The organism is Candidatus Arsenophonus nilaparvatae, from assembly GCF_045346035.1.
Taxonomy (GTDB): Bacteria; Pseudomonadota; Gammaproteobacteria; order Enterobacterales; family Enterobacteriaceae; genus Arsenophonus; species Arsenophonus nilaparvatae.
Window position 1 is genome coordinate 2,077,170 of the sequence record NZ_CP158507.1, and the last position, 20,235, is coordinate 2,097,404.

General features: G+C 39.7%; 22 protein-coding genes. All 22 read right to left on the bottom strand.

The window, feature by feature from the left end:
- The 22 genes from WH390_RS09845 to sctD all read right to left on the bottom strand — a co-directional run bounded on the left by WH390_RS09845 (window position 1) and on the right by sctD (window position 20,234).
- Window positions 1–1,314, bottom strand: a complete 1,314-nt coding sequence (locus tag WH390_RS09845; protein ID WP_032114499.1) for a FliI/YscN family ATPase — start codon at window positions 1,312–1,314, stop codon at window positions 1–3.
- On the bottom strand, window positions 1,298–3,331 hold the full coding sequence (locus WH390_RS09850) for an EscV/YscV/HrcV family type III secretion system export apparatus protein (RefSeq protein WP_032114498.1): 2,034 nt from the start codon (window positions 3,329–3,331) through the stop codon (window positions 1,298–1,300). Before WH390_RS09850 ends, WH390_RS09845 begins: the two co-directional genes overlap by 17 nt.
- A 2-nt stretch (window positions 3,332–3,333) precedes the next feature.
- Window positions 3,334–3,693, bottom strand: coding sequence for a hypothetical protein (locus WH390_RS09855; protein WP_032114497.1), 360 nt, complete (start codon window positions 3,691–3,693; stop codon window positions 3,334–3,336).
- A gap of 258 nt (window positions 3,694–3,951) precedes the next feature.
- The gene (locus WH390_RS09860; RefSeq protein ID WP_032114496.1) at window positions 3,952–7,653 is read right to left on the bottom strand and encodes a type III secretion system effector BopA family protein; all 3,702 of its coding nucleotides are present in this window, start codon (window positions 7,651–7,653) and stop codon (window positions 3,952–3,954) included.
- Window positions 7,654–7,661: 8 nt separating this feature from the next.
- Window positions 7,662–8,060: a CesT family type III secretion system chaperone gene (locus WH390_RS09865; RefSeq protein WP_032114495.1), complete on the bottom strand. Its 399-nt coding sequence runs from the start codon at window positions 8,058–8,060 to the stop codon at window positions 7,662–7,664.
- A 12-nt stretch (window positions 8,061–8,072) separates the two neighbouring features.
- Window positions 8,073–9,098, bottom strand: a complete 1,026-nt coding sequence (locus WH390_RS09870) for an HrpJ domain-containing protein (protein ID WP_052044791.1) — start codon at window positions 9,096–9,098, stop codon at window positions 8,073–8,075.
- Window positions 9,088–9,759 carry a hypothetical protein gene (locus WH390_RS09875; RefSeq protein WP_032114493.1) on the bottom strand — a complete coding sequence of 224 codons (672 nt, stop codon included), beginning with the start codon at window positions 9,757–9,759 and terminating at the stop codon, window positions 9,088–9,090. The genes WH390_RS09870 and WH390_RS09875 overlap by 11 nt, the downstream gene beginning before the upstream one ends.
- The gene (locus WH390_RS09880) at window positions 9,756–10,340 is read right to left on the bottom strand and encodes a type III secretion system domain-containing protein (RefSeq protein WP_052044790.1); all 585 of its coding nucleotides are present in this window, start codon (window positions 10,338–10,340) and stop codon (window positions 9,756–9,758) included. Before WH390_RS09880 ends, WH390_RS09875 begins: the two co-directional genes overlap by 4 nt.
- On the bottom strand, window positions 10,340–11,074 hold the full coding sequence (gene sctJ / locus WH390_RS09885; RefSeq protein WP_032114492.1) for a type III secretion system inner membrane ring lipoprotein SctJ: 735 nt from the start codon (window positions 11,072–11,074) through the stop codon (window positions 10,340–10,342). Before sctJ ends, WH390_RS09880 begins: the two co-directional genes overlap by 1 nt.
- Window positions 11,071–11,370, bottom strand: coding sequence for a type III secretion system inner rod subunit SctI (gene sctI, locus WH390_RS09890; protein ID WP_032114491.1), 300 nt, complete (start codon window positions 11,368–11,370; stop codon window positions 11,071–11,073). Before sctI ends, sctJ begins: the two co-directional genes overlap by 4 nt.
- A complete protein-coding gene (locus WH390_RS09895; protein ID WP_032114490.1) occupies window positions 11,360–11,665 on the bottom strand; it encodes an EscG/YscG/SsaH family type III secretion system needle protein co-chaperone in 306 nt (101 codons plus the stop codon). Before WH390_RS09895 ends, sctI begins: the two co-directional genes overlap by 11 nt.
- On the bottom strand, window positions 11,662–11,877 hold the full coding sequence (sctF, locus tag WH390_RS09900; protein WP_032114489.1) for a type III secretion system needle filament subunit SctF: 216 nt from the start codon (window positions 11,875–11,877) through the stop codon (window positions 11,662–11,664). The genes WH390_RS09895 and sctF overlap by 4 nt, the downstream gene beginning before the upstream one ends.
- A 662-nt stretch (window positions 11,878–12,539) precedes the next feature.
- Window positions 12,540–13,496 (bottom strand): hypothetical protein, encoded by a 957-nt coding sequence (locus WH390_RS09905; RefSeq protein ID WP_052044789.1) that lies wholly within the window; start codon window positions 13,494–13,496, stop codon window positions 12,540–12,542.
- 27 nt (window positions 13,497–13,523) lie between these two features.
- Window positions 13,524–14,009 (bottom strand): type III secretion protein, encoded by a 486-nt coding sequence (locus WH390_RS09910; RefSeq protein ID WP_148305521.1) that lies wholly within the window; start codon window positions 14,007–14,009, stop codon window positions 13,524–13,526.
- 96 nt (window positions 14,010–14,105) lie between these two features.
- A complete protein-coding gene (locus WH390_RS09915; protein ID WP_032114488.1) occupies window positions 14,106–14,702 on the bottom strand; it encodes a pathogenicity island effector protein in 597 nt (198 codons plus the stop codon).
- Between the two features lie 343 nt (window positions 14,703–15,045).
- On the bottom strand, window positions 15,046–16,476 hold the full coding sequence (sctE, locus tag WH390_RS09920; RefSeq protein WP_032114596.1) for a type III secretion system translocon subunit SctE: 1,431 nt from the start codon (window positions 16,474–16,476) through the stop codon (window positions 15,046–15,048).
- 1 nt (window position 16,477) lies between these two features.
- Entirely contained in the window at window positions 16,478–16,951 is a 474-nt protein-coding gene (locus WH390_RS09925; RefSeq protein ID WP_032114487.1) for a SycD/LcrH family type III secretion system chaperone, read from the bottom strand.
- A gap of 10 nt (window positions 16,952–16,961) precedes the next feature.
- On the bottom strand, window positions 16,962–17,753 hold the full coding sequence (locus WH390_RS09930) for a secretion protein EspA (protein WP_032114486.1): 792 nt from the start codon (window positions 17,751–17,753) through the stop codon (window positions 16,962–16,964).
- 57 nt (window positions 17,754–17,810) lie between these two features.
- A complete protein-coding gene (locus WH390_RS09935; RefSeq protein WP_032114485.1) occupies window positions 17,811–18,377 on the bottom strand; it encodes a secretion protein EspA in 567 nt (188 codons plus the stop codon).
- Window positions 18,378–18,393: 16 nt separating this feature from the next.
- Complete coding sequence (locus tag WH390_RS09940) at window positions 18,394–18,750, bottom strand: hypothetical protein (protein WP_052044788.1); 357 nt, start codon at window positions 18,748–18,750, stop codon at window positions 18,394–18,396.
- Window positions 18,751–18,822: 72 nt separating this feature from the next.
- On the bottom strand, window positions 18,823–19,020 hold the full coding sequence (locus tag WH390_RS09945) for a hypothetical protein (RefSeq protein ID WP_032114484.1): 198 nt from the start codon (window positions 19,018–19,020) through the stop codon (window positions 18,823–18,825).
- Between the two features lie 8 nt (window positions 19,021–19,028).
- Window positions 19,029–20,234 carry a type III secretion system inner membrane ring subunit SctD gene (sctD, locus tag WH390_RS09950; protein ID WP_032114483.1) on the bottom strand — a complete coding sequence of 402 codons (1,206 nt, stop codon included), beginning with the start codon at window positions 20,232–20,234 and terminating at the stop codon, window positions 19,029–19,031.
- Between the last annotated feature and the right edge of the window lies 1 nt (window position 20,235).

Consider the following 20,235-nt stretch of genomic DNA (forward strand, 5'->3'; position numbering starts at 1 on the left):
CTAAACCAGTTGGCTAAGATCTTCTATCGTCTGATCGAATGAGACTAACTCATCGTAACCTTGCCGAAGAAATTGATTAATTGGTTGATTTTTTTTAATGGCTTCATCGGTATCTTTATCTTGTCCTGATTGATATTCGCCAACACGAATTAATAGCTGAACATCTTGAAAAAGTGCTCGCAATTCTCTTAAACGACTCGCATGTAGGCGATGTGCTTTGCTAACAATATTATCCATAACTCGGCTAACACTGGCGTTCACATCAATAGCGGGAAAATGTCCTGCAGCAGCTAATTGACGAGATAGAACAATATGTCCATCTAAAATAGAACGAACCTCATCAGCGACAGGTTCATTCATATTGTCACCTTCCACCAATACGGTATAAATAGCACTAATACTACCAACCTTAGCTGAACCCGCCCGCTCGAGTAAAGCGGCCATATGAACAAAAACACTCGGTGGAAAGCCATTGGCAACTGGCGGTTCTCCGGCGGCTAAACCAATTTCCCGTGCCGCACGCGCAAAACGGGTCAATGAATCAACCATCAACAAAACCCGTTTACCTTGATCACGAAAATATTCAGCAATGGTAGTTGCTGTCAAAGAAGCTTTCATTCGCTCTAATGGCGGGCGATCGGAGGTGGCGACAACTAATATGGTTTTTTTTCGAGCTGAAGCCGGTAAATGGTTATCGAGAAATTCCCGCACTTCACGTCCACGTTCACCAACCAAAGCCAATACGACCACATCGGCTTCACAACCTCGCGCTAACATACCAAGTAGCGTACTTTTGCCACCACCAGCGGCGGCAAAAATACCGATTCTTTGACCAACACCCAGCGTCAACATACCATCTATCGCTTTGATGCCGGTTGGCAAAACTTCACTAATTAACTGACGTGTCAAGGGATCAGGGGCCGAGTTATGATTACTACGCCATTCACCCGCGTTCGGCATTTTTTCTAACGGCCGCCCTAAACCATCCACAATGCCACCTAATAAATGCTCTCCTACCCGCACTCGATGACCATGGCCCAAACGTTCAACACAAGCGCCGGCCACTAACCCGATGGTAACGTCAAACGGTGATAACCAAGCTTCTTGCGCTTTGATGGTAATGACTTCTGCTGCTAGCCGATTATCAATCAGGCATAATTCACCTTGCTTAGCGCCTGGCAGTGTCACTTTAACCAAATTCGTGAATACTTCCTGTACCTTGCCAAAACATCGATATGGGAGAATATCCGTCAATGGCTGAAATAGCGGGGTGGCCATCGCTTGAGTGATCTTTGCTTTATCCAGTGAGCGCATCCAATTTCTCCCCGGTAATATCAACTTGGGCCAGGACTTTAATATTGGCATCTTCACCAATTTCTTGGAATGAAAGTACGGCGGTGGTTGTCAATGCTGGCTCGATAATTTTACGTAGATAACGACGTACATCCAGTGAAGTTAGTACAACACAAGCGACCTGAGTGGGTAATTTTTGTTTTATGGCAGCAATGATCTGCTGCTCTTGCGCAGGTTCAAGGGCACAATAAGATCCTATCGCTGATTGGCGAATAGATTCTCGAATACTATTTTCAATCCCATCACCGACTAACAACATTGGGATCCAGCCCTCTTCGCTGGTAAAGCGCCGGCGAATATGACGGCGAAGTGAAACCCGAACATACTCGGTCAACATTACGGTATCTTTTTCTTTCGAACCCCATTCAACCAGCGTTTCGAAAATGGTTCTTAAATCACGAATAGAAATCTGTTCTTCAACTAAACGTTGTAAAATGTCAGTCACTTTACTAATGGGCAGTAAACGCTGTAATTCCTTCACTAATTCGGCATAGCGCATCTCCATCGCATCCATCAAATAGCGCGTTTCCTGTATACCTAAAAACGCTTTGCCAAAGTGATAAATGACTTTTTCTAGTAAATAGGTGACAATTTCTACTCCCCGATAACCGGCCACTGGTGGCAATGATTGATTATCATCCGCTAACCAATAGATTGTTTGATGATTAAAAATCAATTGCTCCTGGCGTATTTTAGGTAAATCTATTGCTTGAGTTAACAAAATTGCCGCCGGATCTATCTCTGTTTTTAAGACCGGTTCTTGATATAGCAGTATTTGTAATGTGTTTGTCCCTTTTGTATCGACCTGCAACTGTATTTCAGGTAAAGGCAAGCCTAATTTTTCAAATAATTGCCAACGTAAATTCTGTATTTTATCAGCCATCGTCTCGGTCATTAGCTGTTGGCCAATAATGACTAACAGCGGTATTGTGCCTGGTGTCATCTCTCGTGATCCCTGTTCCGTTCCATTATCGGCAGAGGAATAGACCTGACCTGATCCTTTTTTCACTTTGGCGTTACGTTTCATCCAATAAGAACAGCCAAATAGCATCAAGGCTAAGGAACCAAATACAAACCAAGGAAAACCAGGGATGATAGCAAAAACCAATAAAATACCAGCAGTCAGTTGCAATGACATAGGTTGACTGATTATCTGTTGTACTAAATCACCAGCTAGATTATTCTTTTTCTCTCCGGGTACTCGAGTAACAATTAATCCTGCAGTGATTGAAATAAGCAATGACGGTATCTGCGCAATTAATCCATCTCCTACCGATAAAATAGCATAAGTATTCAATGCTTCCGTTGCTGACATATTATGTTGCAACACACCAATGCCAATGCCACCACAGATATTGGCCAAAATAACAATTACGCTGGCAATGGCATCGCCTTTGACAAATTTCATCGCGCCATCCATGGCACCATAAAGCTGGCTTTCCTTTTGTACCAATGCTCTTTGGCGTTTGGCTTCAGTGGCATCAATAATACCTGCCCGCATGTCACCATCAATACTCATCTGCCTGCCAGGCATACCATCAAGAGAAAATCGGGCACTCACTTCGGCCACACGTTCAGAGCCTTTAGTAATAACAATGAACTGTACGATAGTGATAATGGCAAAAATAATGATACCAACCCCAAGATTACCGCCAACCACAAAATTACCAAAGGTATATACTATCTCACCGGCATCATGTTGTAATAAGATCAGACGGCTAGTACTGATAGTCAATGCTAAACGATACAATGTGGTTATCAGCAACATGGATGGAAAGGCAGAGAAGTCAAGCGGATCACGAATATAGATTGCCATCATAAATAAAATGATCGACAACCCTAAATTGATCGCGATTAATACGTCAATTAAAGGAGTTGGCAGCGGCAAAATCATCATGAATACTGACAACATTAGCATGGCGCTAAGGATAATATCTTGACGTCCTGCAATTTTAGATAGCCAACGAGTGATTGACATTATCAGGCGGCTCCTTTAGGTAACTGTGAAAGAAATTGACGCTGCCTTTGACACAAACGAAATAAAAAAAGACCATCACTCTCTTTTGGGCACTGTGCGCTCACATAGGGTCGGTGGCGAATAATAAATACTCGCTGCGGGGTCCCCCAAAACCGCTCTGGTTGATTAAGTTTTAATGCTGACAAGAGATCAAAATCACCCTCTTTTAACAACCAACTGGTTATAAGAAAACGTTCTTCAATAATTTCAATACGTAGACCAAAAGGTGGCCAATGGCACTCAATTGCCGTTGAAATTTCGACTATTCTGTGATTGAACAAAGAGAAAAAATGTTCAAGATTACGAGCCAGTTGCAATTTCATTATCTTCCCTCTTTACTATTCATTAAGCATGCTAGAGGAAGCTCTGGCTTCGTATCCGGTAAATACCTGAAATAACCTCACGGCAAGTAAAATGAATTTTTCGCCAACAAGGTTAAAATTAACAAAAAAATATTTACAGCCACAATACAATGATCAATACAGCAAAACTAGTTTAATTAAATCAATAAGTTATTCTAAACTACGTTAATCTATAATGACTTCAAGCAGTTATATGACCTTTATATGCGGCTGATAAAATCAGTCGACAACAAGTTTAGATCGGACCAGTGCCTCATCAATTTCAGCCAAACAGTTTGTCAATTCCTGACCGTCTAGCTCTTGCCAACCGTCTAATTGTTGTGCAACCGTGGCCAGTAATTCAGCTCGCGCTTTTTGCTGATTGCGGGCCAATTGCTGCTGTGTTTCGTTCCCCCAGTTTTCCAGTTGGCGCACAAAAAATTGCGCCTGCGCCTGCTCCTGCTCTGCTACCTGCTTAAGTGAAATATATTTTTCAATATCGACTAACTGAATATCTAAATGTTTAGCAACAGTTTTACCCTGATATTGCTTGTCGACAAATCGCTGTAACGCTTCTTGGATACGCTGTTCAGCCATATTATCTTGCGCAAATTCATATGCCTGACGAAAACCTAGGAAGTTGCTATTTTTTAGTAAACTTAACCCACTATAGCCAAAGTAACCACCTACTGTAGCAGCTAACAATGCACCTAAGCCTAAAACTGCTAACCCTACTCCGCCTGTTCCTAGCGTGAATAACACCATAGCAGCTGCAACGGTAGCAGAAATAGCTGCTGTAACGGCAATTGCAGCGATACTAAACAATTTTGCTTTAACATTCATTTGCCGCCAAAAATTAGTGGTATCCTGCCACCAACGGCGAAAAGTTCCGACTTTATTAGTTTCAAAACAATCACGAGCCAAGTTACCAATATCTTGCAGTAACTGGCGTTTCATCATATAACTGACTGCCGAAGTAGCTCGATCTTGAAAACTACCCTGTTCACGAATGCCGAGCATCAATGCGTTAACCATCACTTCAGTATTACGATGCGCTGATATTGTTGAGGCTATTTTCTGTTCCGCCCAAGTTTGAACAAAGCCGCCTATCATACTGGTTACCCAACCGGTAGCAAAAAACGGTGCCAGTGAACTGACTAAACCACTTTGGACACCACCTTTGATGCTACCGGCAAGATAAGGTAATAAATGGGTAAAATGTAATAGCGCGATCACTTCAGGCGTCATTGAATATGATGGCTGTAAGGGGAGTAGCTCTCGGGTACCCAGAAGAATATCTTTAACTTGATTTTCTACCGTCGCACTTTGCCAAACAGAACTAACAGCAGCCGCTAGATCGGCTCCGAACCAACCACTATTAGCGCTAATAATTTGATAAGCATGGGTAATATCCTTGGCTAGTGTTTGTGATTCCATCGGATGTGCCATTACCCAACGATGAAAACCACTAAATGCCGCTGAAATCCCCTGATACTTATCTGTATCAAGTGCGCCGGCAAGTCGAGAGGGATTAAGTACTTGCAATAGCGCTTGATAAGCCTCTGTCAATGTATGCATGCCATTTTTTGCTAGTTGGTGCTGTAAAATCAAGGTTCGCAAATCAGGTCTAAATTCGCCTAACCATCCTCCCCAATCTCCGGTAATATTTTGCACCACCCAATGCTGCCATGCTTGCACATTATAGTAATCACCCTGCTCTGGATATCCGCCCATTTTATTTGCCTGTCTATCAAAACGAACCAGCAACAGCAAAGCAGCCTGATACTCTTCATCTAGCGCGACAATTCCTTGTTCAATTTCTTGTAATTCACTCGCTTTCGATAGATACTCTCTAACCTCCGAGTCAGCTTGTAATTCCTTATTCTTCTGCCAGCTCTTATCGTCAAAGCGATCGTCTAAATATGATGCCCGCATCGACAGTTCTTCAGTCAGCCTTTGTTCTTGTAGACTAAGATCATAGATAGCTAAATCAAGTTGCCGTAACTGAGGTAAAAAAGCCAGATAACCTTGTTTATTAAGCTCCCTTACTTGCTGAATGGTTATATCATGCAATTTTTGCAACTGAGCAACGTATTGGTCTTGTTGCTGATATTGCTGTTTAACACTTTGCCAAACCGTTGCCGCTTCCTGTAATAAGCGTAAATGCTGTATTTGCTCGCTAATTTGTTTTAATTCTTCTTCAAAGCGGCTGCGTACTTTGTCTACATTTAATTTTTCAGTCAAAGATTGTAATGCAGCATGATAATCAGTTAATGTCGCCATTTTCTCAGTTAAAAAAGGCAAATATCGCTCAGGCGATGCCATTAATCGAGATGGCAATACACGTTGTTTCACATCACAATGGAAATTTATGGCAGGTTGGCCACTTTCGCTATCATACAATTCTTCAAATCTATAGACTTTATCTTGTGCAATGAGCACTTTTCTGGCCAAAGCACCCCATTTTTCTTCATTTGCTAGTCGCTGAATATCAGTTTCACATCCCGGCTCTATCTCTAAATCATCGAGGTCCACCGCTCCATCAGCAATAAGTGTTTTATCTTGTAGGATCCAACGCTCACCACTAATGCCAATCAACATCGCTACCAGATACTGTTCATGTAAATAGATCTCTTCTCCGGCTCTATTTAACCAGTTGGTCAAAAGCGCTGCTTGGCTACGAACATTTTTCTGTTTGTCATCAATTCCCATGCGTTGCTCAAGATCCATTTTGCTATTTTTTACCTGATCCTGACTTAGTTTTAACACCTGAATTAAATGTTGATAAACACCAAACTGAATTTTATCCTGTTCTTGTTTAAAAGGGATCGCAATTTGACCCGCTAACTGAGGCCGTTCAATCGCCAAAATGGCCACTAACGTTGTTAGTTCAGATGATGAAGGTAATGGTAATTCTGCCTTCGCCCAAAATTCAGTTAATTGTTCTTGCCATTTGTCTATTGAAGGCGCCTGATCAAACATCTCAATTAACTGATGGCTGAGTAATAATACCGATTCTGAGGCTAAATTTCTAAGTTCCCCAGGCAAATTCTCAAAGCGGGTATTAATGATCTGCCGCTCTATGACCGTCTGCTGCCAAAATTCAGGTAACTTTGCCAACTGTACAGCAACTGTGGCAATGTGCTTTTTCTGCGCTAAAACCTGCTGCAATAATGAAGTCAAATGAGCTTGTTGAGAAGAAGGAACCGTCAGACAACATTGTTCAATGTCATCTAGCGCTTGCCGATAAGAATCAAGATAACTTTTTAATTTGCTATAAAGATCAGAAAATTCATCAGGCTGGTGACGTAGATCAGTTAAAGCTAACAAACGTGAAGAGGCACTTTGATATTCATTTTTTTCAACTAACTTATGATAACCAGCAATGGCTTGCTGCACTTTTTGAATATTTTTATCTTCGAAATAAAACCAATTACCAAATCTAGGTATTGCAGTCGGAATAGGTAAATGACTTGGCCCACCTTGATTGACTAGTCGTTTTATCGCATTGCTACACTGGTTCAGTAAAAAGACTTTATTGTTTATACCTTCAGCTTGACTATCAGACATTGGATGCGCTTGGCTCATCGCTAACAATATAGATTGAGGAATAAATTCTATTTTATGGGCAGTCAGTGGTGTCTTTGGTGATAAATCAAGTCTAGGTAATGTTTGTTCAGCAGTAGCCAAACCATACCTTTCCGCTAACGAGCGTAAGAACACGGTTAATTTCTGTTGAGCTGTGATATTAAGGCGTGCAACATAGGTCCGAATCGCATTTTCATTTTTCAAAAAAGGTAGTTTAGCTAATGTACTTAACACATGGTCATTAAAACTCATTTGAGAATGCACCAAACTTGAACAACCTTGATCTTGTTGAGCCGAGATGAAGCAAGGGCCTGTCCACGAATTTTTTGAAAATCTATCCAATTCAATCGTCATATAACAACCTATATTGTTAGCTCCGGGCATTGACTAAACTCACGGTAAAGCGCTTCATAGCAAATTGTCGCACGCTCAAACCAGACTAAGAGCTCTTCACCACTGGTGGGAACCGGCCAATTCACTGCATATAATAAAGTTTGCTGCACTGAATCATATCCCACTGCACCATCATTATTTTCAACCAGTTGCATATTGTGGTGCATACAATTAATGAATAGTAAATGTGCTTTTTGCGCATCAATCTGTCCCAAAAAACCATACAACTGCCAATAAGTTACTTTGGCATGGATGGATATCATCAATTGATTATCGAGTAATAAAGTGCACTGATCACTCCCATCCCATACCAAGGGTAGGCCTAATAGTTGGCCAAAACGGGCCAGTACACTATCTTCTTTACGCATTTCTCCTCTCCTTTAAACAGCATACTCATCATTCCACTGTTCAAGCAGCTGCAACATGACTTCCAGGATATGCTCTTTTTGCTCTGGATCGCGATAACAAGCTTCACTCATGACCACCATAATTTCGCGCCATTTACGTAAAAAAATTAAACATTGCAACGTTGTTAATGGCAATTTTATTATCAACTGCGCTAATGCTTCAGGATAGATCCAACCTTGCTCCAATAATTCAATACTGATTTCTGCAACGGTATCGTTTGCTAAATTGAGTGTGCGCGATAAGTAAGCACAGTGCTCAGTAAAAGCTAAGAACAGCCATAAGCGACGTAAATCGTCAATCGTGGTTACCAACTTAGTCATATCTAACTGTTCATGACTTACCAGGGGCTCTGATAATGCACGTATTAATAATTGAATAGTCCGCCGTCGATCTTTATGTTCTTGTAATAATTTAAACCAATGACTTAGCCCTTTTTCTCCACGCGCAGCATGTTGATAGAGTTGACGATAAGCTTGCAAACGTGAAGTATCTATAGTCATACCTTGGCTAGCGGCAATTAACGCTAACTCAATATCTTCTTCGGCTAACAATGACATTAAAAACTTTTTGATTTTCGAACGTTCAGATAAGGCTAAACTCGTCATACCCTGTAATGTCGCTAACAAAAAAATAAGCTGTCCCTTATCTAAACCAAGCTGAGGAATTTGCTGTAAAATTTTTTCGCCATCTTTAAAGGAGAGCAGTTGTTTAGCAATCTGCTCAATAAAGCCTCGTTGCTTTTCATCTAATTGCTGTAAAAGTTTTTCTACACCATTAAATAATGCACTTTGCTTTTTATTTGAATCGGCAATTTTTTTCATTACCTGGCTTAGCCCTAAGCTCAAACCCTCTAGCGTCTCTTCCAGCGCTTCAGCACGTACTTCTGCTAATGCAATACTGGCTTGCATTGCGGTACTCTCTGCTGGTAAAAAACTGGCTGACTGCTTGCTATCTTGTAGAGATTGAAAATCGAGATAATCAGATTGATCAATTCGCATCACAAGTTCCTCTCAAGTGCGTTTTTTCCATTGTAGGAACACAGGTTTCTAGTAGCCTTTCAAGGTGTTCATATAAATCAAAGCGTAATGTCATACAACTTGAACTCAGTTCTGCTTGCCATGGTGCAAAATCAGAACGGAGCCTAATTTGCATCTGTTCTGCAAATATTTTACCCAACCCATCTGCCTGTTCCGGTGAAACACTCAATACCAAACTTTGTTTAGTGGTTGCTTCACCAATCTGTTCAGTAATCTGGCTAATCAGATTTTCACTAATATTTTGTTTTTTACTCCAGGCTTTGATGACTAATTTTACTTGTTGGCAGATCCGTTCCTGTAAAACGACAACTAATTGTTTTTCTAACTCCGCCTGTTCAACCAGCCAATTAAGACTTTCTGCAACTATTTCTTGCCGCAATTGTGCTCGCCACGCTTTTTCCTGCTCCTTAGCGTTCATCTCTGCTTTAGCAACAATTTGTTGAGCTTCCTGCAGAAGCGCGTCACACTCATGCCGCACTTTATCTACATATTGCTTAATACGTTGCTTGGCTTTCTGTTCCCGTCTACATTCAGCTAAACCTTGCTGAATTTCATCAGGTGTGATTTCCAATGTTTGCTTTAAGAGCTCAAACTCTTTAACTAACACTAAAAATCCATTCATAAGAAACGCTCCAAACGAAATAACCAGCGAACAGCCTGTTCAATCTGTTGCTGCGAACAGACCATTTGCTGCTCTAATGGTGCAAAATACCAGGCCAAAAGCCGCGCAAAATCTTGTTCCTGCCAATAATGTGAGAAAACATTTAAGGCATAAAGATGTGCCTGCTCAAGAAATTCCTCAACTAGCCAAGGCACCGCAACCGGGTGGCGCTCTGGCGGCCATAAAGCGATTAATTGCTTAATTTGTTCCTGGCTTAATAAGGTCGCTAAACGTGATCTATAAGCACTATCCCACAAATAGTCAGGATAGGGATTAGAAACTAATCCAACGACGGTGAATAAAAATGGCTTTTTCGTTAATAACAAAAGCCAGGTCTGCATATTTTCCGGTACTTGACGATATAAAGTAGGTTGAAATCCTAATCGATTAAGTATCAATTTATCTAAGCGTCGTTTTAATTCATTACTAATTGGGTAGCGAGACTGCCATTCATTAAGTCCAAGCGATTGCCACGATTTAGTGTGCATGATCTCGCCTGGATGGGATAATAAATAATTAAATCTCACTGCCAATTCAGTCATTAAGATTTATCCTTACGGCGTCCAAATATCAATGCGGCAAATACGACAATAAATATTCCGGTAATAGTCAATAAGATTAACGTTTTATTAGCGACAATATAATTCTGTAAATATTGCCATTGCGGCTCAGTTTGAATTTTCTGTGGTTGATAGCGGAATTCAGCTGGTTGCAAAAACAAACTAATTTTGTCGGATTGCAAACCTGATATCGCATTCTTAATTAAATTGCGAATTTGCGCTTCAACACCACTCATATTGACTTCTGGCGAATATTTAATGTAAACCGCTACCGACTTTTCTGGCGTGCTATTATCAATATTACCCTCACTATTGTTCGACTGAGCAATAGACACGCGTGCACTAATAACACCGTCCATGCTTGATAGCGTACGTTCTAATTGTTGTTCTTTAAGATAACGCATTTTTGCTTCTTCTTGAGCAGGAGAAGAAACTAATTGACCTGCAGGAAAAAGATCCTCAATACCAACATATTGCGTTTTGGGGTAACCATTCTGCCTGAGTATTTCCACCGCATCGATGAACTTATCTTTTTCGATTTGCAATGTTACTTTGCCAGTTTTGCTATCGATTTCAGAATTAACATCAATGTGATTTAACATCAATAATGCCACCATCTGATTAGCTTCATCTTGCGGCAAATTGCGGTATAACTCGACCTTACAGCCGGTCAGAAATAACACCAATAATAAACATAAATACTTTAAGTATTTCATTGCATGGCCACTAATTTATTGATCGATTGAGCAAGACTTCCTGCCGTTTTAGCTGCCATGTCCACTTCAAGAACGGCTTTCACTATCATTGCTTGTCCTTGCACGGCTTGGGTAGGTGACAACGCTTGAGCCATCGGCTCGACAGTTGATGGAAGAACTGACCCTAATGCAGCCGTTTGTCCTTGACCGTGTTGCATTAATTGATTGAATTTTTCAACTAATTGGCTATCAGGATTAACTGCTTCTGCCGCCTGGGCCTTCATCATATTGATGGGGGCTACCGCTTTAATGTCCATTTTCATCTCCCGCTAATAAAGCATAAATTTGCGCATGATCGATCATGTCAGCAGGCAAGGAAAATAAACATCGTAATCCTTCAGCTTGATTACCCTTCATGCCCATTAATGAACGCAGCGCGGCACTATTTTCACCTAACGCAAAGTAGACTAAACCGCTACATAGCGCACGCGCCTCTTCGTCAGCAATCAATTGTGGAAACACAGCTAAAATGGCATAAGCCTGTTTTATTAATCCATGATTGGCAGCAGCAAGCGCAATTTCTACCAATAATTGGTTATCTTCTTTTTTCATATTTTGGCAATAATCCCTTGTATCATGTCTTTAACCACTTTGATCAAAGCGCTTTCGTAACCGATAAAATTGGAATATTGCTGTACCGCAAACTGCATCTGTAGCATCTGATCCGGATTACTAGGATCAGCGTTGGCAATTTTACTTTTAATATCACCAGCAGCATTAGCAGATAGTTGCGATAATTGGTTGATGATAGCATTGAAATCCATAATTTTACCCTAACGTCAAATTAAGCATTGTTTGCCAGACCTTATCCATCTTATTTTTCAACTATCAATAAAAATGGATGTAAATACTTATTACCAAACGAGATAAACAATGCCATTTCACTTGATCAAAACACTTAACGATGCATCAGTATTCAAATCTTTTTTAAAACTAAAAAACCTATGCAACTCTATCCATTATTAATATTTCTGTTAGTGTTTTATTGTTATTTAATGACTTATTTCTATATTATTGCTTTACTGCATATAACATAGTTTGGTGGTTAATATTCAATTTCTATATCCGGTATTCACCTGAAATATCAATAAAAAATAAGCAAGTTATGATTAGCATTAAATTTAATTAGGATAAATACGAATAAATAAATATAACCAAATGGAATATAATAGTTAAATTCGATATAACTAATTAGATTTATCGTTAGATGACAAGAAATAAATTGATATTTAAAGATAGATAGAAAAGATTAATATATTTGTTAAACTAAAAAACAAGGATATTTTTTTAAAAAATTAACCGACTACAACAGAACCGGTTAATTTTTATTGTCAACATATTATCGACTTAATGAGCAATATGAAATCTAAATATTACCAAATAATATAGTAATTTTTAGCTATTACTCTTTAAATAATGATAACATTTATGCATATTTAATTTTACAAGATTGAACCTTCATTTTTTCCAATTCAAGTTCAAACTGCAATTGACGATTTTTTTGTTCTAAATTGGCCAAATCTAATTGATATTGTTGCTCGCTGTGCTGTTGGGTAAGCCCATTTTGCATTTCCCTTAATTTGCTGATCCTTTGCTGCTGCTGCATTTGTTGTTCCTGTATCCGATTTTTTTTCTCAACCGCATTGTCCAAAGCCACAGATGCCGACCTTGAGGTAAATGCATCGACACTGTTACTCACCAATTTAGTCGCTGAGAAAGTGCTACTCAACGCACCTAATGTTGCTGTCGTAACCGCACCGCCCGAACATAATGTACCCACAACCAGGCCAGAACGTAAAAAAGCAGAGGTATACTTAGACCAATTTTCAGCGCTATCGCTTGACATGCCTGCTTTATTAAGTAGCCGATAAACAGCATTGGCTATGGTATCAGATCCTAACTTTAATCCTTCACCACCCTTAGCTTGGCTATGCCAATTAGCATAAGCACACCCAGCATCAGCAACCGCCAAACCAAATGTAATACTTGAACCAATAAGTAATGGCATTGTCGCTCCGGCAGTAAATAAAGTAGCTGCTATCGAAAGCCCTAAACCAACACTTGCGATCCCTACATTTAATAGCTCTTTAAAAAAAGAACGTTTAGCGATTTCAACACCTTGTTGCTTAGCTTCATCATAATATTGTTTAGACTGATTAATTTGCTGTTCAATTTCTGGTTTAAGATCCAGTGGCTTGCTTACCTTTGTATCTCCATTTGGCGTCGCCAGATCTAACCATTCTGTCACATTATTGGCGGCTGTTAGTGGTACCTGGTCAATATTAAATTGTCGTGCCGTGGTCGATGGTTTTATTGGTGATTGAGCAAGATCTAGGTAAGCTAATGTTGCTCTGCCAGGATCGATAGTGTTTTCATATGGCATAAAATACCCTCTTATTAGTCATGAAGTTCACTGTATAACTTCATCTAATAATGTCTGTGCAAGTCTACGTATATCAGGTTGTATTGGTGCAATAAAACTCTGCTCAATTGATGTCTGTAACGCATCAATAGCTTCGCTAGTTTGCTCTATTGCCAGATAGCATTGAGCGATACGAAAGGTTACTCCTGCATCTCTAGCATCGAGTAAACTGGCATATCCATAAAACACTAATGCATACCGATATTGTTCTAAAGCGTGTAATGTTGAAGCCAAGCCGATAAGATATTTTCGTTCGCAAGGCTGGTACATTACCAAATAAGTAAAAGCAGTTAATGCTGGCGACAATAACAGCTGTTGATATGCATCTACAGCTTGTTGGTAAGTCGCATTTAATACCTCACTGGAGATATTTTGTGGTGTTTGTTGTTGTGTTTGCGGTTGTGTCAATGCCTGTTCAATAATGGCTATTAATTGCTCTAACGTAACCTCCTGATTAATATTTGTCATTGTCATCTTGGGTCAAAGCCTCACTTAATTAAAACCGCTCAATAACGTATCTTGAGCGGTGCATTTCCCTAAATTTATTAATATGCTATTTATTATTTAGATTTATTTATTTACTACTGCTGAGCTAATACGCGTATATAAGTCAACTAAATCTTTGACGATAGAGCGCATTTGTTCGGATAGTTGACAGGCTTTATCCCATGAGTCCTTAATGTTTTTTGCGTAATTCTGCGCATTCATCGCTTGGAAATCACCTTCAACTTTTTCCAATTCTGCCTTTTTAGTCATTTCAGCAGAACCCAGCTGGCCACTTCCTTCCAGACCTTTACTGGTCGCTTGTCCCAAATGAGTGGCGATTTCACCAAATTGTTTGGCAAAAGCACCACTTAGTACGCCAACCGCACCAGAGACAATTTGAAACGCACCGGTTAATTTGGCCGCATCATAGGCATCTTCTATTCCTTGGCGTTTTTTATCGAGTGATGAAGTTTGTATATTCCAGCCTAACTCTTGTTGCTTTTGGTTAAATTCCTGCAAAATATTGCGCAGTTTTTTTAATACTTCAGCTAACTTAATAATCAATTCATTGATCTGAGCAATGGCATCCATACTACTACCACCATAGAGCCCACTGTTACCAACATCATCATACTTATCGATTGAAACTGAATTAGCGGACATTGATTGAATATCATTCATAACTGCCTCCTACTAAAATTATCTGAATAATAAGTAACTAGCCATTTCTTGGCGCGTTTTACACCGTGCTGTTTTAGGATGCTTTTATGTCGTTGTTTTGTTGATCATCAAATTTCGTTATTAGCGATAATAGAACAACCTCAATATCGATTATCATTTTATGATCAACTATCAATTAGCCGCTGAATTTTACTTTTCATCATTAATTTCAGGTTAATAATGTCTAAATCTGAACAAAAATAACACTATCAATGCCTTACAATTATCAAAATCCAGCTGTTTAATTACAACTTACGGTTATTAATAACTAATTGAAACAACTACAGTAAAAATATTTATTGCACTAAACCGTGGCACTAGCAATGCGCGCTTGCAACATACCCGTTTCACTAATCGTCTTACTTACCCCTGCTAAGGTATCACTCTGTTTATCTAATAGATCTTTGATCGTTTTACCTTGCTGCTCTTTCGCTTTGTCGTACCAATCAAAACAAAATTCCATAAAATTTTGTTGCAAGATCAATGCTTCGATCTGTTTTTGTAGCTTGGCTTTTTCTAGGCCAATAATACCGCTAGTTACCGTTTTACCGGCACTGGCCCTAACATAGACCAAATCGAGAGAAACAAAAGTACAGGCTTTAATGGCTTGTTTGATCACCTCATTACGGATTAACTTAGTGACTTGCTTAGTAAGTTCTTCTGCTGTGATTTGCACCCCTTTTTCTACTGCTTGGGTAGCTATCTTCTCAACAGATTGAGTTACCAGTGTTTGGATCGCTTCTTGACTGAAAGCCTTACTTAATGATTTAGCAATCTGTCCGCCACGTTCAGCCACTTTTTCTAAACCTTTCTCCACACCTCCAACTAATTGTTTGCCAATCTGCTCAGCGATCTGTTCAGAGACCTGCTGACCAACTTGCTTAGCAATAGTTGATATTTCTTGTGATGAACTTTTAACCACGGCTTCAGCTAATTTTGGCGCCGCTTCTTTCATAGCTTCGCCCGTTGTTTTGGCTATCGCTCTGGTCGCCGATATCGCACGCCCAGCCTGGAAAATATCTAACGCCATCGCAACAACTTCAGCACCCAACTGAACTTTACCGGCTATATCGGCAACTTGCTGGCATTTGTCTTTATCTGCACCTAGCAATATTGCCGTTTCTGCTGCAGCTTTGACCATTCCTGCAATGCCAGCCGTTAAATAAGATGCGCCACTGGCAATTTCTAATGAACCACCAACCACATCACCAACCGCGAGCCGAGCCGCACCTTCAACCAGTTTGAGTGCACCATAAACAGCCTCTACCGCACCAACAATCCAATCAAAAATAGCAGCAAAAATACCGCCTCTTTGCGCTTTTTCCGATTGCTCAATTTGTTTGGCCAGTTGCTCTTGAAACTCTTTTACCCGTTTATCACGTAAAAATGCTTGGGTATCGGTCATCAATTGGCTAGCTTTCGCTGCCGAATTCGCCGTATCACCAAATATTTTTAAACTCAGGTTGGCGGCCAGTAAAATCATATCGTTAATGGATGCCTTTTCGATTTGATCTAATGTGGCACCATCATCAGCTTGTAAAGCATGCAATATACGGGCAAAAGCCTGTTGCACTTGTTGATGACTAACAACGCCATTTTTTTCATCACGATCCACATTCAACGAAACATAGGTTGGCATAGACCATTCGGGTAAACTGGCTTTTTCAACCGGATGGCTATTATGAACATGAGGATTTTGGATATCCGGTGTATTAATGGATGAAGTAACACTCATATTATTCACAGCACATTTCTCCCATTAAATAAGCTAACTGTTGGTTGGCATTTTTTCTGACTTCTGGCCATTGCTCAGCCGGCAAACAACGGCATACCCTTAGCGCAGCACGAAAAGACTTTTCTGCATATTGACGATTGCCAAGTGCCAGGTAACTGACGCCAGCAAAGTACGGACTACGGGGATCTTGCAAACGATTCATACCGGCACGACCAAAACAAAAAATAGCCTCTTCATGTTCATGCAGTTGTTGGCAACAAGTTGCTAAAGCATAAACGTATTCAAAATTGCCTTGATTGAGTCGCATCAGTAAGAAAAAAATTCGCTTGGCACCCTGATAATCGCCATAAGTCATCAGTTGCATCGCGTAGCGGTAAAGTAAATCAAGATCCTTTTGATCAACATTTGCCAGACAACTCAACGCTCCACCTTGCTGAACAAAATCAAGTAAAGTGGCAAAATCTTTATTATCCATTGCTGCCTCCCTAACGAATATTTTGGGCAATCGATTTATTCATTTCTGCCAACATAGTTTGCATACTATTGATTAAACTGACTGTCACATTGTAGCCTTGCATCACTTTTTGCAATTGCAGTTGAGATTGAGAAACAAAATCGGAAGCACGGTTCGATACTGTTTCCAGCGCCGCTTTAACCGAGCCTAGCTTCCCTTGATCTAAACCACCGGCCGCCGCCAATACATCAGCAATATGCTGCATATGTTCACGACTGATCTTTTGATAGGAACGGGAACCTACTTCCGGCAATCCCCAGATATAATCACTACAACGTTGTCCATCAACTTTAATACCATGTTCATCCATATAGCGAACAACATCCTGCCAACTGGCTGACTGCATGCCATCTGCACCTGATTCAGCGATTTTTTCACGTAATTTGGCCAATAGAGCCGCGGTAGGATCGTTTTGTTGCAGGAAATCATCAATCGACATGCCATCGACAGTGACACCATGATTTCTCATATAGTCGATAACGTCAGGCGGCAATTTTTCCAGTGCTTTATCGCCTTCTTTGGCAATTTTGGCGATGATTTCATCGACTCGATTAGCCATATCTTGCGCATCACGTGCCATTTGTGACTTAATTTGCATCTGGTTATATTTCAATTGCGCCATGTCAGAAAGTAAATTCATAAATAAATAGAGAACCGCGATCCCGCCGGATATAACATAATCTCCACTGTTGGGATTACTGTTATTCACTTGTCCCTTATTAACAGACAAAGCCTCTCTAATGCCGCTGGTTAAATGGATCATAGCGACCTCCCACTTTTTAATTTGTTAACGTTATTTGTTAACGGTTAGCACTATCTATTAACGGATATTTTGGGCAATCGATTTATTCATTTCTGCCAACATCGTTTGCATACTATTAATTAAACTGACCGTCACATTATAACTTTGCATCACTTTTTGCAGTTGCAACTGAGATTGAGAAACAAAATCAGAAGCACGGTTTGATACTGTTTCCAACGCTGCCTTAACTGCCTGTAGTTGACCTTGATCTAATTTGTCACCATGTTTTTTTATATAATCATCGATTGACATACCATCAACGGTAATACCGTTTTTACGCATATAGTCGATAACAGCTTGAGGAAGCTCACCGGTCGCTTTATCACCTTTTTTAGATACCTCAGCAATGATTTCATCAACCTGATTAGCCATATCCTGGGCGCTACGTGATACATCTGATTTATGCTGCATTTGCGCATATTTTTGATTGGCAACATCAGATAACAAACTCATAAATATATACAGAACCGCAATACCACCAGATAAGACTGAATCACCATATATTGCGGAGGTATCTTTAATGCCATTTAAAGATCCAGAATTAACAGAATAATTACCTGATGTGTTTAAGATTTGAGTAGACATAATTTAGCCCTCATAACTAAATATAAGATTTAAAAGTTTTCTTTTTTGTATTTACTGCGGTGTTTGAGTCTAACGATGTATTATTTCCTTCATCAGGCTCATGATTAATTGATTTAAAAGTTTTCTCTATAACTTTAAAATTTTTTTCAAGAGAATTAATCTTAGCAAGAATATCCTTTTGGCATTTATCAATACCCTCTGGAAATGCTTGTGCTAATTTCTTTAATTTATTTTGTGCGGTTGTATTATGGCTAGATTCTTCAGTTAATTGTTTAATTTCTTGTTGCAAAGATTCAAACTCTTTCATTTGCTCAAATAACAATGAACGGCGAAAATCTAAATCCGATATTAATGCTTGAATGTCATTAAACATAATTATTTCCTCTGGTTAAAAAATTCTTATAATAAAAATAAATTTATAAAAAATAGAAAAATAAATATTTATTTAATTTTGCTTTTTATATCGTTGCGCTAAAATATTAATAACCTGTTTTGCTGCTTCTACCGCCTCCAATAATGCCAACGAAGATTTCGCATCATTTTGGGTTAGACTTTTTTGGCAGTCATTTAATTGCTGTAAATAAATTGCCTGATATTCTGATTGTTGCTTTAAATTCTCTTCCAATTTTGTGATACATGTCATATGACCCCCTAAAAAGAAAATGGAATATGCACAGAATTACCATCACGATTTAAATCTAATCCAGTAAAATCGATGTAACTAACAACGTAACCATTATCCAACTGGCTATTATATTTAAGTCGTATACCGTTACTTAACTCAACAAAAGGTGCTTTGCTATTACCTCCATAACTGACAACTTGGCCAGGTAGATAATCACTTAAATTTTCGCGAACAGGTATATTTTCAATTCTTACATCCATATGCTGCCCCGTTGCAGCGGAAAGTGAAGCAGCTAGCTGATATATTTTTTGTTCTTTATTTGGGTCGTTCAAACCAGTGATGATGATGCCGTCTTGGCGAGATTCAACCATCAATCCACTTAATAACCCTTTACTCCGTAATGTATCGATTAATTGCTGACTAAAACCACCAATCGCATTGTTTACCTGCCAATGACGTAAGCCATTTAATTGTCCCAGCTGTTGGGTAACATTATCCCATTGCTTGCCCGACTGGATGGCACCTGAAATAAGAATATCGCCTGCTTCTTTACCAGTTGTTACTTTTGCATGCAAATAACCATTAGCGACCAGAACTGACTGCACATTTGCTACAAGTTGATCAATACATACGGTTTTGTCACGAAAACGAATACCATGAAATTTCAATTCGCTTTCTAGGCGTGCCAAAGCGATAAAATTTTTACAATAACCACTCAACGTTAACCCACCATTACTATCCCATTGTGACTGTATCTCTACCAATTCAGGTGCCAACAGCTGCTGTTTTAACCAAATCTGAGGATCAAACAGAGTGGCTGATGATGGTGGTAATAACAGTACAAATAAACTAGCCAGCAAGATAAAGAGTGAAAATCCGCCCCACAGTAATAAACTCCATTTAGTTTTACCGGCCAGTTTGGCTTCAGGTAACGGGCGCCATTGTAATGATTCATCTGCCCGTCCAACCATAAAACCGATACCTGCTAGCACAATGGCTTGGTTTAGCGGAAATGTCATGGGGCCAGTATGCATCCCTCCTTCAACTAATACCGTCATCGGCTGATTCAGCGTAATACCTTGTGGCTGTACCGTCAGTGACAAAGAGGAATGACCCGATAATGGTGCAATAATGTCACCATCGATACCCATGGTCAGATCGCCTTTAGGCAGAAATAATTCTCGCCCTTGCATCGGACCATTTAACCATAGCAATTTATAATCGCTTGCCATG